Raw genomic sequence first — 16,235 nt, 5'->3', positions numbered from 1 at the left:
TCGCAGAAACGGCTGACAACCATCAATGCCTGATGAGGTGCATCCCCATGTCTGATGAAGATCGAGACAACCCGCGGCGTGAGTTTTTGCGCAAATCCCTGACCCTGATTCCGGTCGTCACCCTCGCTGGCAGCGGTCTGGGCAGCACGGTGCTGCAAGCCGCACCTGAAAGCGCGCCTGCCACAGCCCCGGTAAAAGCGGCCGCGGTTGAAGCCGGCACGTATCAGCCGAGCTACTTCACTGCCGAAGAGTGGGCGTTCATCAATGCCGCCGTCGCGCAATTGATTCCCAACGATGCGCAGGGTCCAGGTGCACTCGAAGCCGGTGTGCCGGAATACATCGACCGTCAGATGAACACCCCGTACGCCGCCGGTGCCCTTTGGTATATGCAGGGCCCGTTCAATGCCGACGCCGCGCCTGAGATGGGCTGGCAGAGCAAACTGGTGCCGAAAGAGATCTATCGCCTCGGCATCGCTGCGACGGATCAGTGGGCAAAATCCATCAACGGTAAAACATTTGCCGAGCAAGACAGCGCTACCCGAGACGATCTGCTCAAGCAGCTTGAAGCCGGAAAACCGCAATTCGACGCGGTTCCAGCGAAGATTTTCTTCAGTTTGCTGCTGCAAAACACCAAGGAAGGGTTCTTCTGCGACCCGATCCACGGCGGCAATAAAGGCATGGTCGGCTGGACCATGATCGGCTTCCCCGGCGCCCGCGCCGATTTCATGGATTGGGTGGAACGCAACGAGCAGTACCCCTTCCCGGCAGTTTCGATTCGCGGCGAGAGGGCGTGAGCATGGCAACGGTAATGAAGAAGGTCGACGCAGTGATCGTCGGTTTCGGCTGGACAGGCGCGATCATGGCCAAGGAGCTGACCGAAGCCGGGCTCAACGTGCTGGCGCTGGAACGCGGGCCGATGCAGGACACCTACCCGGACGGCAACTATCCGCAGGTGATCGACGAACTCACCTACAGCGTGCGGAAAAAACTCTTCCAGGACGTTTCCAAGGAAACCGTCACCATCCGCCACAGCGTCAACGACATCGCCCTGCCGAATCGGCAGTTGGGCGCGTTCCTGCCGGGCAATGGCGTGGGCGGTGCCGGCCTGCACTGGTCGGGCGTGCACTTTCGGGTCGACCCGATCGAGTTGCGCATGCGCAGCCACTACGAAGAGCGCTACGGCAAACACTTCATCCCCAAGGACATGACCATCCAGGACTTCGGCGTCAGCTATGAAGAGCTGGAACCGTTCTTCGACTTCGCCGAGAAAGTCTTCGGCACCTCGGGCCAGGCCTGGACCGTGAAAGGCCAGTTGGTCGGTCAGGGTAAGGGCGGCAACCCGTACGCACCGGATCGCTCTAACCCGTTCCCGCTGGAAGCGCAGAAGAACACGGTTTCCGCACAGCTGTTCGGCAAAGCGGCTACCGAAGTCGGCTACAAACCCTACAACCTGCCTTCCGCCAATACTTCAGGGCCATACACCAACCCTTACGGCGCGCAGATGGGCCCGTGCAACTTCTGCGGTTTTTGCAGCGGCTACGTTTGCTACATGTATTCAAAGGCATCGCCGAACGTGAACATTCTGCCGGCGCTGAAGCCGCTGCCGAATTTCGAACTGCGGCCTAACGCCCACGTCCTGCGGGTCAACCTCGACAGCACGAAAACCAAGGCCACCGGCGTCACCTACATCGACGGTCAGGGTCGCGAGATCGAGCAACCGGCGGATCTGGTGATCCTCGGCGCATTCCAGTTGCACAACGTGCGCCTGATGCTGCTCTCCGGCATCGGCAAGCCTTACGATCCGGTCAGCGGTGAAGGTGTGGTCGGGCGCAACTTCGCCTACCAGAACATGGCCACCATCAAGGCGTTCTTCGACAAGGATACCCACACCAACAACTTCATCGGGGCTGGCGGCAACGGTGTGGCGGTGGATGATTTCAACGCCGACAACTTCGATCACGGACCGCATGGTTTCGTCGGTGGCTCGCCGATGTGGGTCAACCAGGCCGGCAGCCGACCAATCGCCGGCACCTCCAACCCGCCGGGCACTCCGCCCTGGGGCAGTGCGTGGAAACGCGCGACCGCCGATTACTACACCCACCAAGTGTCGATGGACGCCCATGGCGCGCATCAGTCCTACCGTGGCAACTACCTAGATCTGGACCCGGTGTACCGCGATGCCTACGGCATGCCGCTGCTGCGGATGACGTTCGACTGGCAGGAAAACGACATCAAGATGAACCGCTTCATGGTCGAGAAAATGGGCAAGATCGCCGAGGCCATGGGCCCGAAGGCCATCGCCGTGATCGGCAAGAAGGTCGGCGACCACTTCAACACCGCGTCGTACCAGACCACCCACCTCAATGGTGGCGCGATCATGGGCACGGATCCGAAGACCAGCGCACTGAACCGCTACTTGCAGAGCTGGGACGTGCACAACGTGTTCGTTCCGGGTGCCTCGGCATTCCCGCAGGGCTTGGGTTACAACCCGACCGGCCTGGTCGCCGCGCTGACCTACTGGTCGGCGAAAGCGATTCGCGAGCAATACCTGAAAAACCCCGGCCCGCTGGTTCAGGCTTAAGGAGCGATGACCATGAAAACTCTCGTTATCGCGACCCTTGCACTGCTCGGCAGCACTGCCGTTCATGGCGCCGAAGTTGATCAATCCTTGATCAAAAAAGGCGAATACCTCGCCCGCGCCGGCGACTGTGTGGCCTGCCACACGGCCAAGGACGGCAAGCCGTTCGCCGGCGGCCTACCGATGGAAACCCCGATCGGCACGATCTACTCGACCAACATCACCCCGGATAAAACCGGCATCGGTGACTACAGCTTCGAGGACTTCGACCAGGCTGTGCGCCATGGCGTGGCCAAAAACGGCAGCACCTTGTACCCGGCGATGCCGTATCCGTCATACGCCCGTGTCAGCGCAACTGACATGCAGGCGCTCTACGCCTACTTCATGCACGGCGTTGAACCGGTGGCACAGGAAAACAAAGCCAGCGACATCCCGTGGCCATTGAGCATGCGCTGGCCATTGATGGGCTGGCGCTGGCTGTTCGCGCCGAAGGTCGAGGATTACAAACCCGCGTCGGACGATGCCGTCGTCAGCCGTGGGGCGTATCTGGTGGAAGGCCTAGGACATTGCGGCGCGTGCCATACGCCACGGGCCCTGACCATGCAGGAAAAATCCTTGAGCGCTGCCGAAGGCAGCAGTTTTCTGTCAGGCAGTGCGCCGCTGGAAGGCTGGATTGCTAAAAGTTTGCGTGGTGATCACAAGGACGGCCTCGGCAGCTGGAGCGAAGAGCAACTGGTGCAGTTCCTCAAGACCGGTCGTAGCGACCGCAGCGCGGTGTTCGGCGGCATGAGCGACGTGGTCACCCACAGCATGCAGTACATGACCGACGCCGACCTGACCGCGATTGCCCGTTACCTGAAATCACTGCCGGCCAATGACCCTGCCGACCAGCCGCACCAGTACGACGAGAAAGCTGCCAAGGCCTTGTGGAACGGGGATGACAGTCAGCGTGGCGCGTCGGTGTACATCGATAACTGCGCGGCGTGCCACCGAACTGACGGCCACGGCTATACCCGGGTGTTCCCGGCGCTGGCGGGCAACCCGGTGCTGCAATCGGAGGATCCGACCTCGCTGATCCACATCGTGCTCAAGGGCGGCACCCTGCCTGCGACGCACACGGCGCCGTCGACCTTGACCATGCCGGGCTTCGCCTGGCGCCTGTCGGATCAGGAAGTGGCAGATGTGGTGAGTTTTATTCGTGGAAGTTGGGGTAACAAGGCATCGGCCGTCACAGCGAAAGATGTTGCAAAGTTACGCACGGACGACATGACAACCACATCGACCGGCGACCTTGGACAAGTCACCAGTCATAACTAAAAAATAACCCCTGCATGAATAAACATGCAGGGGTTACATATTCAACAGCTGTTACGGATTGGTAATGCTGGCGTAGGCTTTAGCCAAGGCAATCAGCTTGGCTCGATCCTGCTCGCCCACTTCTCCATCCCGGTCCACATCGTGATCCAGACGGCCAAGGCTGAAGGTATGCCCGCCGTCGCTGGAGGTTGCGGTGACAAAAATCGGGTCCACCAGCATTTCAGTCTGCTGGCGAGCCTCGGCATCCCAGCCCAGTTCCTTGCGTGCCAGTTGCATGGAAACCAGTGTATTGGGCTCCGAAGGACCGGGTTGCATCAGTTGCAGAAAAATACCGCGCGAATTAAAAAACGACATTATCAAATCCCTTTGTCTTTCATTTGAAGAAGTGTTGTAAGGCGAAGTCGATGCTATGGATATCAACAGCAAACCACCAGCCAACTTGTGTTTCTTTAATTTGCACCTGAATAAAGTTTGTTATTTGAATATACGAGCAACTAACCCTGTCAATTATCGATCGACGCCGAACGGTAGTGGATCATCCGGCCTCCGACAGATACTGTATGCATATACATATCAAGGAAACCCGTGATGACCAGCCCCCTCCCCCCGCGCGGTCGCGGCACCGCCACCAACCCGCACAACCGCTTCGCGCCGAGTCGCTCGGTGGCCGAGGATGACGGCTGGTTTCAGGAAGTGCCTTTGACCCAGGGCACCGAAGTCAGCTTCGAAACCGCAAAGACCATCATCACCCGCAACACCTCGCCGGACCTGCCCTTCGACCGCTCGATCAATCCCTATCGCGGCTGCGAGCATGGCTGCATTTATTGCTACGCACGGCCCAGCCACGCCTATTGGGACATGTCGCCGGGGCTGGATTTCGAAACCAAACTGATCGCCAAAACCAATGCCGCCCAGATGCTGGAGGAGCAACTGGGGAAAAAAGGCTATCGATGTGCGCCGATCAACCTCGGCTCCAACACCGATCCCTATCAGCCGATCGAACGTGAACACCGCATCACCCGCCAGACCCTCGAAGTGCTGCTGCGCTACCGGCATCCGGTGACCATCGTCACCAAGGGTTCGCTGATCCTGCGCGACCTCGACCTGCTCACCGAACTGGCGCAACAGCGGCTGGTGGCGGTGATGATCAGCCTGACCACCCTGGACGACGAACTCAAACGCATCCTCGAACCTCGCGCCGCCGCGCCCAAGGCCCGGTTGCGGGCGATCCGGGTCATGCGCGAGGCGGGGATTCCGGTCGGTGTGCTGTGTTCGCCGATGATTCCGATGATCAACGACAGCGAAATCGAAAGCCTGCTGACCGAAGCCCACGCCGCTGGCGCCCAGAGCGCGGCCTACATGATGCTGCGGCTGCCGCTGGAAGTGGCGCCGCTGTTCGAGGAATGGCTTGAGGCGCACTACCCGCAGCGCGCCGCCCATGTACTGAGCCTGATCCGTCAGAGCCGTGGCGGCGAGCTGTACGACAGCCGTTTCGGTGCCAGGATGCGCGGAGAGGGGCCGTTTGCCGACCTGCTCGCCCAGCGTTTCGCCAAAGCACTGAAACGCCTTGGGCTCAATCATCGCGAAGGCTTCAACCTGGATTGCACGGCCTTCTGTCCGCCGGGGCGCCAGATGGCGCTGATTTAGAAACTATTGGTCCTCTGATTGAGAGGAAGGAATGCCAGGCCCGGTTTACGCCAGTCACGTTTTTTGTGACCTGGAACACACGTTCTAGAGCGCTTCATTCAGTTTGAGTTAAGTTTCGGCGGTTACCTTGTTCATCGAGTGACTGACGGGTCGGGATGGCCCGGATGTTCTGAACAGCCACTGGCTTCACACCGGAATACACGGGAACGACTCCCCGAATCCGCCAATGAGGATGAATCATGAGTGACAAGGATAAACAGCCGTTGGCTGCGTCGGCGCAAGCCGCCCCTGTGGCGGAATCCGCCGATGCAGCGTTGAAGCATATCGTTGACGGCTTTTTGCATTTTCATCATGAGGTCTTTCCACAGCAGGAAGAACTCTTCAAGAAACTCGCCACGGCTCAGTCGCCACGGGCGATGTTCATCACCTGCGCCGACTCGCGCATCGTGCCCGAACTGATCACCCAGAGTTCGCCCGGCGATCTGTTCGTGACCCGTAACGTCGGCAACGTCGTGCCACCCTACGGCCAGATGAATGGCGGCGTTTCCACCGCCATCGAATATGCGGTACTCGCCCTTGGCGTGCAGCACATCATCATTTGCGGCCACTCCGATTGCGGCGCCATGCGCGCGGTGCTCAACCCGGACAGCCTGGGAAAAATGCCGACGGTCAAAGCCTGGCTGCGCCACGCCGAAGTCGCGAAAACCATGGTGCATGACAATTGCAACTGCACCGACGAAAAAGAAAGCATGCCGATCCTCACCGAGGAGAACGTCATCGCCCAACTGCAGCACTTGCGTACCCATCCTTCGGTAGCCTCGCGCATGGCGAACGGTCATCTGTTCATCCATGGCTGGGTCTACAACATCGAAACCAGCGAAATCAAAGCTTACGACGCGGATCAGGGTTGCTTCCTGCCGCTCAACGGCAGCCATCCGATCCCGGTGGCGACGCCCAAAGCGCGCTTCTGAATCCTCCTAAAAATCTGTGTGGTTTGACGCCGGCCGCTGTTTCAGCGGCCAGGCATCGCCACGCCTGAAGAAAACTTCGGGAGTATCGCCATGCGTGCGGCTCAATTGAAAGCTGTGTTGCCACGGGAGCTGCTCGCTTCAGTGGTTGTGTTTCTGGTCGCCCTGCCGCTGTGCATGGGCATTGCCATTGCGTCAGGGCTGCCGCCGGCCAAAGGCCTGATCACCGGGATCATCGGCGGTCTGGTCGTGGGATGGCTGGCGGGTTCGCCGTTGCAGGTCAGCGGGCCGGCGGCGGGTCTGGCGGTGCTGGTGTTCGAGCTGGTGCGCCAGCACGGCATTGAAATGCTCGGGCCGATCCTGCTGCTCGCCGGTTTCCTGCAACTGGTAGCGGGACGCCTGAAGCTCGGTTGCTGGTTCCGGGTCACGGCGCCAGCAGTGGTATACGGCATGCTCGCGGGGATTGGCGTGCTGATTGTGCTGTCGCAAGTGCATGTGATGCTGGATGCCGCGCCGAAGCCTTCTGGTCTGGACAATCTGACGGCATTCCCCGGCGCGGTGGTGCAGGCCTTGCCGTCCTTTGGCTGGCAGGCCGGATTGCTCGGGCTTTCGACCATCGCCGTGATGTGGCTGTGGGAGAAATTCCGCCCGCATTCGCTGCGCTTCATTCCGGGCGCGCTGCTCGGGGTCGGGTTGGCGACAGGCGCCAGCCTGCTGCTGGCGTTGCAGGTCAAACGGGTTGAAGTACCAGAAAATCTGGCCGAAGCCATCGACTGGCTGAAACCGGCGGATCTGCTCAGCCTCGCCGACCCGACGCTGCTGATCGCCGCGTTCGCCGTGGCCTTCATCGCCAGCGCCGAAACCCTGCTATCCGCCGCCGCGGTGGATCGCATGCACAGCGGCCCGCGTTCGGACTTCGACCGTGAGCTGTCGGCACAAGGCGTCGGCAACATGCTCTGTGGTCTGGTCGGCGCGCTGCCGATGACCGGGGTGATCGTGCGCAGTTCGGCCAACGTCCAGGCCGGCGCCACCACGCGTTATTCGACGATTTTCCATGGCCTGTGGCTGCTGGCGTTCGTGCTGTTGCTGTCGAGCGTGTTGCAGAGCATTCCGGTGGCGAGTCTGGCGGGTGTTCTGGTCTACACCGGTTTCAAACTGGTGGATCTCAAGGCGTTCCGTGGTCTGGGCCGGTATGGCCGGATGCCGATGTTCACCTACGCCGCCACGGCGCTGGCGATCATCTTCACTGACCTGTTGACCGGCGTGCTGATCGGTTTCGGCCTGACCTTGGTGAAACTGGCGTTCAAGGCTTCGCGCCTGAAAATCAGCCTGATCGATCTGCCGCAGGAAGGGGAAATGGAATTGCGTCTGGTGGGCGCAGCAACGTTCCTCAAAGTGCCGGCACTGACTCAGGTGCTGGGCAGCATCCCGCCGGGCACGACAGTGCACGTGCCGCTCAACAATCTGAGCTACATCGACCATTCATGTCTGGAACTGCTCGAAGAGTGGGGCCGGGCGAATGCGGCCAAGGGGGCGAAACTGTTGATCGAGTCGCGCGGGTTGAAACGACGGCTCGAGGGGCGAATCCGCACCACCACCGGGATCGGTGCGGCGGGCTGAAAACACTTGGGGGAACAGAGCAATCTGTTCCCCCAATCGTTTGCGCAGAGATCAAGCCGCAGGCTGATCCAGCTCCAGGCCCACGCCCAGACGGCGGCTCATGCACGGCCAGCGTTTCCACGCCGCACCGGTGTCCGGGCTGCTGAGTTTCTCGCGGTAGGCTTCCACCGACTCCAGCGCAAAGCTGTCGTCGTCGAGCATGCTGTCCACCGCGTGATGCACCACTTCGTCGAGTTGGTTGGCAAATTCCTCACCGATCAGCTGGTGAGCAATCAGATTGGCGACCGTCATGTCCAAGGGGATCAGTGGCTGGCCGAAATGCTTGATGTACAGGTCGTTGACCTCTTCGACAAAACGGTGCGCCAGATAGGCTTCGTCCAGCAGACTGTCCAGACCCACGGGCGGCTGGATGAAGTACTGCTCGGCGATTTTCAGCACCGGTTTGATCTGCGACTCGATTCCCGCTTCCCTGGCGACTTCATTGGCTGCATCCAGCAGGTCTGGCACTTCGTCGATGTAGGCGGCGACAAAACGCGTCAGCACGCCGTTGGCGTCGGTTTCCGGCAACTGGATGGCCGGGTGCAGGTGTTGCAGTTGGGCTTCCAGCTGACGGGTCAGCTTTCCGGTTTCAATCTCGTGTTGTCGGGCTATATGTATTTGCTCGCGCAATGCGGCGGTGTTCATGAAAACTCCAGGAAACAAGGCAATGAAATAGGGAAGACATAACTTAGCTGGCTTACGAAAAATGCTAAGACGCATTTGTCATAATTATTTCATCCTTGATGCACCGGCGTTATATCGGTTTGCCACCACTCGTCTGCATCCTTCTCCATTCGTGCCCTGGAACGCAAGTGCCAGCTGTTTCATTCGATTTACGTCCTCACATTGCATTTTTCAGCCGCTGTCTATACTCGCCAGTGAATGGAGTTAGCTGATGACGCCCGACTGCACCCGCAGCAAGGCCCGGCGATTCAAGTTCGTAGTCTGATGCAGCCGATCCCTTGCCGCAGGCGAAAGCCGGCGGGATAACAAGAACGATAAGGGGAACCCGCAATGATGCGACATCCACACGTCTGGATGGGCCTCCTGTTGTGGTCGATTTTCAGCCCGGTGCAAGCTGCCTGGACTGTGAATATGGCGCCTGGAGCGACTGAAATCAGTCACGCAGTATTCGACCTGCACATGACCATTTTCTGGATCTGTGTGGTGATCGGGATCATCGTCTTCGGCGCCATGTTCTGGTCGATGATGGTGCACCGCCGTTCTACCGGGCAGGTCGCCGCAAAATTCCACGAAAGCACCACCGTCGAAATTCTCTGGACCGTCGTTCCGCTGCTGATCCTGGTGGCGATGGCCGTTCCGGCGACCGCGACCCTGATCAAGATGTACGACACCAGTGAGCCGGATATCGATATCCAGATCACCGGGTATCAGTGGAAGTGGCACTACAAATACCTGGGCCAGGACGTCGAGTTCTTCAGCAACCTGGCCACGCCCGCCGAGCAGATCCACAACAAGGAAGCCAAGGGCGAGCATTACCTGCTCGAGGTCGACAAGCCGCTGGTGCTGCCGACCGGCGCCAAGGTGCGCTTTCTGGTGACCTCCGCCGATGTGATCCACTCCTGGTGGGTGCCGGCCTTCGCGGTCAAGCGCGATGCGATTCCGGGATTCGTCAACGAAGCCTGGACCCGCATCGACAAGCCCGGCATTTACCGAGGCCAATGCGCCGAGCTGTGCGGCAAGGATCACGGCTTCATGCCGATCGTGGTCGACGTCAAAGAGAAGGCCGATTACGAAAAATGGCTCGCCGAACGCAAGGCCGAAGCGATGCAGCTCAAGGAGCTGACCAGCAAGGAATGGACCCTCGACGAGCTCAAGGAACGTGGCGACAAGATCTACCACACCACCTGCGTCGCCTGTCACCAGGCTGAAGGCCAGGGCCTGCCGCCGATGTTCCCTGCGCTCAAGGGCTCGAAAATCGCCACCGGTCCGAAAGAGGCACACCTGAGCCTGGTGTTCCACGGCAAACCGGGCACCGCCATGGCGGCGTTCGGCAAGCAGCTGTCAGAAGTCGATATCGCAGCGGTCGTGACTTACGAACGTAACGCCTGGGGCAACAACAAGGGCGACATGGTCACGCCAAAAGAAGTGCTGGAGCTGAAACAGGCGGAAAGCAAATGAGCCGGTCTATTGCGTACTTCGTGAACCGGTCGGGGTCCTGCGCCCCGGCCTGCCCAGTCCACTCACATGAAGGAGACCGGCCATGAGCGCTGTCATCGATGACCACGGTCATGCCGACCACGACCACGCCCACGGCCCCGCCAAAGGCCTGATGCGCTGGGTGCTGACCACCAACCACAAGGACATCGGCACGCTGTACCTGTGGTTTGCGTTCTGCATGTTCCTGCTCGGCGGCTCGTTCGCCATGGTGATCCGCGCCGAGCTGTTCCAGCCCGGCCTGCAGATCGTCGAGCCGGCGTTCTTCAACCAGATGACCACCATGCATGGTCTGGTGATGGTGTTCGGTGCGGTGATGCCGGCGTTCGTCGGTCTCGCCAACTGGATGATCCCGTTGATGATCGGCGCGCCGGACATGGCCCTGCCGCGGATGAACAACTTCAGCTTCTGGCTGTTGCCGGCGGCGTTCCTGCTGCTGGTCTCGACCCTGTTCACCCCCGGAGGCGGGCCGAATTTCGGCTGGACGTTCTACGCACCGCTGTCCACCACCTATGCGCCGGAAAGCGTGACGTTCTTCATCTTCGCCATCCACCTGATGGGGATCAGTTCGATCATGGGCGCGATCAACGTGATCGCCACCATCCTCAACCTGCGCGCCCCCGGCATGACCCTGATGAAAATGCCGCTGTTCGTCTGGACCTGGCTGATCACCGCATTCCTGCTGATCGCGGTGATGCCGGTGCTGGCCGGGTGCGTGACGATGATGCTGATGGACATCCACTTCGGTACCAGTTTCTTCAGTGCCGCCGGCGGCGGTGACCCGGTGCTGTTCCAGCATGTGTTCTGGTTCTTCGGCCACCCCGAGGTGTACATCATGATCCTGCCGGCCTTCGGTGCCGTCAGCCAGATCATCCCGACCTTCTCGCGCAAGCCGCTGTTCGGCTACACCTCGATGGTCTACGCCACGGCGAGCATCGCGTTCCTGTCGTTCATCGTCTGGGCGCACCACATGTTCGTGGTGGGCATCCCGCTGGTGGGCGAGTTGTTCTTCATGTACGCGACGATGCTGATCGCGGTGCCGACCGGGGTGAAGGTGTTCAACTGGGCGAGCACCATGTGGCAGGGCTCGATGACCTTCGAGACGCCGATGCTGTTTGCCGTGGCGTTCGTGATCCTGTTCTCGATCGGCGGTTTCTCCGGGCTGATGCTGGCCATCGCCCCGGCGGACTTCCAGTACCAGGACACCTACTTCGTGGTCGCGCACTTCCACTACGTGCTGGTGCCGGGGGCGATCTTCGGGATTTTCGCGTCGGCCTATTACTGGCTGCCGAAATGGACCGGCCACATGTACGACGAAACCTTGGGCAAGCTGCACTTCTGGCTGTCCTTCGTCGGCATGAACCTGACGTTCTTCCCGATGCACTTCGTGGGCCTGGCGGGCATGCCCCGGCGGATTCCGGACTACAACCTGCAGTTCGCCGACTTCAACATGGTCTCGTCGATCGGCGCGTTCATGTTCGGTGCCACGCAGATCTTCTTCCTGTTCATCGTGATCAAGACCATCCGTGGCGGCGAGCCGGCACCGGCCAAACCGTGGGATGGCGCCGAAGGTCTGGAATGGAGCGTGCCGTCACCGGCGCCGTATCACACCTTCACCACGCCGCCGGAAGTGAAATGAACATTTTCTGCCTTGTGGAAACGCCTGTGGGAGCGGGCTTGCCCGCGATGGCGGCCTGCCTGAAACACCGCGTCGGCCGCATCGCTGGCAAGCCAGCTCCCACAGGGTTCTCGGCCGAGGGCAAAGATCATGGCTGACTCGATTTCGCTGAAAAAACTGGTCACCCGACTGCTCGGCGTGGTGGTGGCGATGTTCGTCTTCGGTTTTGCCCTGGTGCCGATCTACGACGTGATGTGCAAGGCGTTCGGCATCAACGGCAAGACCGCCGGGCAGTACGAGGGCGAGCAGACCGTCGATGCCTCGCGGCAGGTGCGGGTGCAGTTTCTGTCGACCAACACCGCCGACATGCCGTGGGACTTCTACCCCAAGCATGACGAACTGACGGCCAACCCCGGCGCGGTGAACGAGATGATCTTCATCGCGCGCAACCCCACCGACAAACCGATGAGCGCGCAAGCGGTGCCGAGCATCGCGCCGAGCAATGCGGCGGCGTATTTCCACAAGACCGAATGCTTTTGCTTTACCCAGCAGGTGCTGCAGCCCGGTCAGCAGATCGAGATGCCGGTGCGTTTCATCGTTGACCGCGACATGCCCAAGGACGTGAAGCACCTGACGCTGTCCTACACGCTGTTCGATATCACCGCCCGACATCCTCCGGTGGCTGCAAACACTGGCGGTTAAGCGTGCCCGATAAGGAGAACAATAAATGGCAACTCATGAGCACTATTACGTCCCGGCCCAGAGCAAGTGGCCGATCGTCGCCACGGTGGGGATGTTCGTCACCGTGTACGGTCTGGCGACCTGGTTCAACGATCTGAAGGCAGCGCGTCCGGAATCCCACGGCCCGCTGATCTTTTTCGTCGGCGGACTGTTGCTGGCGTACATGCTGTTCGGCTGGTTCGGCGCGGTGATCAAGGAAAGCCGTGCGGGGTTGTACAGTCCGCAGCTGGACCGCTCGTTCCGCTGGGGCATGAGCTGGTTCATCTTCTCCGAGGTGATGTTCTTCGTCGCCTTCTTCGGCGCGCTGTTCTATGTGCGGCACATCTCCGGCCCGGCACTGGGCGGCGAAGGCACCAAAGGCATCGCCCACATGCTCTGGCCGAACTTCCAGTTCACCTGGCCGCTGCTGCACACGCCGGATCCGAAACTGTTCCCGCCGCCCAAGGAAGTCATCAGCCCTTGGGGCCTGCCGCTGATCAACACCATCCTGCTGGTGAGCTCCAGCGTGACCATCACCATCGCCCACCACGCGCTGAAGAAAGGTCATCGCGGCGCGCTGAAACTGTGGCTGGCAATCACCGTGCTGCTGGGCTGTGCGTTCCTCGGCTTCCAGGCCGAAGAATATATCCACGCCTACCACGAACTGGGGCTGACCCTCGGCTCGGGCATCTACGGCGCGACGTTCTTCATGCTCACCGGTTTCCACGGCGCCCACGTGACCATCGGCACGATCATTCTGTTCGTGATGCTGATGCGCATCATGAAGGGCCACTTCGATAACGAACATCAGTTCGGCTTTGAAGCAGCGAGCTGGTACTGGCACTTCGTCGATGTGGTGTGGATCGGCTTGTTCATCTTCGTTTACGTGCTCTGAGGATCAACCTACCAAGGCGCGTGCGACACCAGTTGGCCGCTGTAGAAACCCCAGGCAATCAAGCCGACGGTGCAAGCGGCCAATGCCACCCGAACACTCAAGGCGATCACCAGGCGATTCGAACTGCTGTCGTCCTTGACCAGGAAAAACAGGCCGCTGAACAGGCTGACCACCGTGGCAATCAGCATCAGGACGATGGCTGCTTTGAGCATGGGAAGAACTCCGGGGGAACAAGCGATGCACTTGAGTATAGCGATCGCACTCACTGATTTTCTGGCGCGACCATGAAGCGCTTCCGGCCGGGCGTGGTGCCGACACTGGTGGTCGGCCTGCTGCTGCCGTTGCTGATTTCGCTGGGCTTCTGGCAACTGGGCCGGGGCGCGGAGAAAACCGCCCTGCTCGCCAGCTACGCCGAACGCCGCGCCGCCGAACCGATGGCCAGTACCGAATTGCTGCACAGCGCCGATCCGGCCTTTCGCCGGGTGCATCTGTACGGCCAGTTCGATGCCGCCCACAGCCTGTTGCTGGATAACCGTCAGCGCAACGGCAAGGTCGGCGTCGAACTGCTGCAACCGTTTCAGGATCAGCGCAGCGGCCAGTGGCTGCTGGTCAATCGCGGCTGGCTGCCGTGGCCGGATCGGCGCACGGCCCCGCAATTCAACACGCCGGCCGACGCCGTGAATATCGATGCCTGGGTGTACGTCGCCCCCGGCGCCACCTTCCAGCTGCATGCCGATCCGGTCAGCAGCACCTGGCCGCAAACCGTCACCGCCGTCGAACCCGCTAAGTTGTGGAAAACCCTCGAACGCGACGGCTTCGCCTACGAATTACGTGCCGAACCCGGCCCTGCCAGCTATCAGGCCGACTGGCCGGTGGTCGCGATGGGCCCGGAAAAACACCTCGGTTACGCCGTGCAGTGGTTCGCCATGGCCACCGCCCTGCTCGGTCTCTACCTCTATCTCGGCTGGCACAACGCAAAGGAGAAACACCATGGGAGCGGCCATGAATCCACCCAGCATGTCTGAAACGAAAGTCCCGGCCAGTCGCCGTCGCGGACGCATCCAGCTGCTGTTGATCGTGCTTGGCGTGGTCGGTCCGATGATCCTCGCCACCGGCATGTACAAGTTGCAGTTCTGGGTGCCGGAAGGTCGCAGCTATCACGGCGAACTGATCGGCAACGGCCAGACCCGCGCCGACCTCGGCATCCAGGCTGACGAAACGCGCTGGCAGATGCTGGTGACCGCGCCGAAGGATTGCGCGGTGGACTGCCAGCAACTGGTGTACCTGGCGCGGCAGATCCAGATCGGCCTGGGCCGCGAAGCCGGACGCGCCAGCCACGCCCTGGCCGCTGCGCAACCACTGGGCGCCGACTACGAAGCCAAGCTGACCCGCGAATACCCGCAGCTGCAACGTTATCCGCTAGATAGCGCCGCGTTCAGCAAAGCTACCGGCGACAAAGCTACGCCGCAGCTGTGGATCATCGATCCCCACGGCAACCTCGTGCTGCGCTACGACCCGAGCGTCAAGGGAAAGGATCTGCTCAACGACCTGCGCCACCTGCTGAAACTGTCGAACATCGGATAAGGGCATCGTCATGGCCAAACCTGGATTTCGCCTCGCGCTGTTTGCCACCCTGCTGGCATTGATCGTGGTGCTGCTCGGCGCCTACACCCGCCTGACCCACGCCGGCCTCGGCTGTCCGGACTGGCCGGGCTGCTACGGCTTCATCAGCGTGCCGAAAAGCGAAGCCCAACTGGCCCATGCCGAACTGCATTACCCCGACTCGCCGGTGGAGGCGCACAAAGGCTGGAACGAGATGATCCACCGCTACTTCGCCGGCACCCTCGGCATGCTGATTTCGGTACTGGCCGGGCGCGCGTGGGTCAACCGCCGTCATCCGGGGCAACCGCTGAAACTGCCGTTGTTTCTGCTGGCGGTGGTGTTCGCCCAAGCGGCGTTCGGCATGTGGACGGTGACGCTCAAGCTCTGGCCGCAAGTGGTGACCGGGCATTTGCTCGGCGGCTTCGCGACCTTGAGCCTGCTGTTTCTGCTGACGTTGCGACTATCCGGCGTGCTGCCAGCGCTGACCGTGCCCAAGCGTCTGCAATATTGGGCGACTGCCGGCCTGTTGCTGGTGATCGGCCAGATCGCCCTCGGCGGCTGGGTCAGCTCCAACTATGCGGCGGTGGCCTGCATCGACTTCCCGACCTGCCACGGCCAGTGGCTGCCGCCGGCGGATTTCGCCAACGGCTTCCACCTGACCCAACACATCGGCCCGAATTACCTGGGCGGGCAACTCGACAGCGATGCACGCACGGCGATTCACCTGACCCACCGCATCGGCGCGTTGCTGGTGACGGTCGTCCTGCTCGGTCTGGCCTGGCAACTGAAAGTGGTGGGCATGACCCGACTGGCCGGGCTGGTGCTGATCGCCCTCGCCGCGCAGATCACCCTCGGCATCAGCAACGTGCTGTTCCATCTGCCGCTGCCGGTGGCCGTGGCGCATAACGCCGGCGGTGCCGCACTGCTACTGACGATGGTGCTGGTCAACTACCACGCGCGGACCAGCCTGGTTCGGGTCAAGCAGCCGGATGATCGCGCGCTGGCGCCTGAGCCCGCGCAAACACTCGGCGGCGCCCATCACTATTAAAGGAG

Annotated in this window: 16 protein-coding genes; 13 read left to right on the top strand and 3 right to left on the bottom strand. The window is 61.0% G+C overall.

What is annotated here, in order from left to right; translation table 11 throughout:
- Positions 1 to 47: 47 nt before the first annotated feature.
- From QR290_RS01485 to QR290_RS01475, 3 genes are read left to right on the top strand one after another with little or no spacing between them, the layout of a single operon-like run.
- A complete protein-coding gene (locus QR290_RS01485) occupies positions 48 to 794 on the top strand; it encodes a gluconate 2-dehydrogenase subunit 3 family protein (RefSeq protein WP_289204168.1) in 747 nt (248 codons plus the stop codon).
- A gap of 2 nt (positions 795 to 796) precedes the next feature.
- A complete protein-coding gene (locus QR290_RS01480; RefSeq protein WP_289204167.1) occupies positions 797 to 2,581 on the top strand; it encodes a GMC family oxidoreductase in 1,785 nt (594 codons plus the stop codon).
- A gap of 12 nt (positions 2,582 to 2,593) precedes the next feature.
- Positions 2,594 to 3,895 (top strand): c-type cytochrome, encoded by a 1,302-nt coding sequence (locus tag QR290_RS01475; protein ID WP_289204166.1) that lies wholly within the window; start codon positions 2,594 to 2,596, stop codon positions 3,893 to 3,895.
- A gap of 51 nt (positions 3,896 to 3,946) precedes the next feature.
- Here QR290_RS01475 and QR290_RS01470 read toward each other — a convergent pair whose 3' ends face one another.
- Positions 3,947 to 4,249 carry a hypothetical protein gene (locus tag QR290_RS01470; RefSeq protein ID WP_289204165.1) on the bottom strand — a complete coding sequence of 101 codons (303 nt, stop codon included), beginning with the start codon at positions 4,247 to 4,249 and terminating at the stop codon, positions 3,947 to 3,949.
- A gap of 234 nt (positions 4,250 to 4,483) precedes the next feature.
- Here QR290_RS01470 and QR290_RS01465 point away from each other — a divergent pair, with 234 nt between their 5' ends.
- The 3 genes from QR290_RS01465 (at position 4,484) to QR290_RS01455 (ending at position 8,130) form a co-directional block, all read left to right on the top strand.
- On the top strand, positions 4,484 to 5,542 hold the full coding sequence (locus tag QR290_RS01465) for a PA0069 family radical SAM protein (protein ID WP_289204164.1): 1,059 nt from the start codon (positions 4,484 to 4,486) through the stop codon (positions 5,540 to 5,542).
- Positions 5,543 to 5,781: 239 nt separating this feature from the next.
- A complete protein-coding gene (locus QR290_RS01460; protein ID WP_115079852.1) occupies positions 5,782 to 6,513 on the top strand; it encodes a carbonic anhydrase in 732 nt (243 codons plus the stop codon).
- A 90-nt stretch (positions 6,514 to 6,603) separates the two neighbouring features.
- Entirely contained in the window at positions 6,604 to 8,130 is a 1,527-nt protein-coding gene (locus QR290_RS01455; protein WP_289204163.1) for a SulP family inorganic anion transporter, read from the top strand.
- 51 nt (positions 8,131 to 8,181) lie between these two features.
- Here the strand turns inward: QR290_RS01455 and QR290_RS01450 are convergent, their stop codons facing one another.
- A complete protein-coding gene (locus QR290_RS01450) occupies positions 8,182 to 8,814 on the bottom strand; it encodes a hypothetical protein (RefSeq protein WP_007953981.1) in 633 nt (210 codons plus the stop codon).
- A gap of 369 nt (positions 8,815 to 9,183) precedes the next feature.
- Between QR290_RS01450 and coxB the strand changes: the two genes are divergently transcribed.
- The 4 genes from coxB to QR290_RS01430 all read left to right on the top strand — a co-directional run bounded on the left by coxB (position 9,184) and on the right by QR290_RS01430 (position 13,580).
- Positions 9,184 to 10,311, top strand: a complete 1,128-nt coding sequence (gene coxB, locus QR290_RS01445) for a cytochrome c oxidase subunit II (RefSeq protein WP_289204162.1) — start codon at positions 9,184 to 9,186, stop codon at positions 10,309 to 10,311.
- A gap of 82 nt (positions 10,312 to 10,393) precedes the next feature.
- The gene (gene ctaD, locus QR290_RS01440) at positions 10,394 to 11,986 is read left to right on the top strand and encodes a cytochrome c oxidase subunit I (protein WP_085696532.1); all 1,593 of its coding nucleotides are present in this window, start codon (positions 10,394 to 10,396) and stop codon (positions 11,984 to 11,986) included.
- 129 nt (positions 11,987 to 12,115) lie between these two features.
- Positions 12,116 to 12,667 (top strand): cytochrome c oxidase assembly protein, encoded by a 552-nt coding sequence (locus tag QR290_RS01435; RefSeq protein ID WP_074689750.1) that lies wholly within the window; start codon positions 12,116 to 12,118, stop codon positions 12,665 to 12,667.
- A 25-nt stretch (positions 12,668 to 12,692) separates the two neighbouring features.
- Complete coding sequence (locus QR290_RS01430) at positions 12,693 to 13,580, top strand: cytochrome c oxidase subunit 3 (RefSeq protein ID WP_115079848.1); 888 nt, start codon at positions 12,693 to 12,695, stop codon at positions 13,578 to 13,580.
- Between the two features lie 8 nt (positions 13,581 to 13,588).
- On the opposite strand, the gene QR290_RS01425 is transcribed toward QR290_RS01430, so the two are convergent.
- Entirely contained in the window at positions 13,589 to 13,792 is a 204-nt protein-coding gene (locus QR290_RS01425; protein WP_064379555.1) for a twin transmembrane helix small protein, read from the bottom strand.
- Positions 13,793 to 13,864: 72 nt separating this feature from the next.
- Here QR290_RS01425 and QR290_RS01420 point away from each other — a divergent pair, with 72 nt between their 5' ends.
- From QR290_RS01420 to QR290_RS01410, 3 genes are read left to right on the top strand one after another with little or no spacing between them, the layout of a single operon-like run.
- Positions 13,865 to 14,605 carry an SURF1 family protein gene (locus QR290_RS01420; protein WP_115079847.1) on the top strand — a complete coding sequence of 247 codons (741 nt, stop codon included), beginning with the start codon at positions 13,865 to 13,867 and terminating at the stop codon, positions 14,603 to 14,605.
- A complete protein-coding gene (locus QR290_RS01415) occupies positions 14,571 to 15,164 on the top strand; it encodes a hypothetical protein (protein ID WP_115079846.1) in 594 nt (197 codons plus the stop codon). The genes QR290_RS01420 and QR290_RS01415 overlap by 35 nt, the downstream gene beginning before the upstream one ends.
- A 10-nt stretch (positions 15,165 to 15,174) precedes the next feature.
- Positions 15,175 to 16,230, top strand: a complete 1,056-nt coding sequence (locus tag QR290_RS01410; RefSeq protein WP_435875064.1) for a COX15/CtaA family protein — start codon at positions 15,175 to 15,177, stop codon at positions 16,228 to 16,230.
- Positions 16,231 to 16,235: the final 5 nt, after the last annotated feature.

It is taken from the genome of Pseudomonas fluorescens, assembly GCF_030344995.1.
Taxonomy (GTDB): Bacteria; Pseudomonadota; Gammaproteobacteria; order Pseudomonadales; family Pseudomonadaceae; genus Aquipseudomonas; species Aquipseudomonas fluorescens_BF.
Note: the sequence above shows the minus strand (reverse complement) of the source record. Positions and strands in the feature narration are given on the sequence as shown.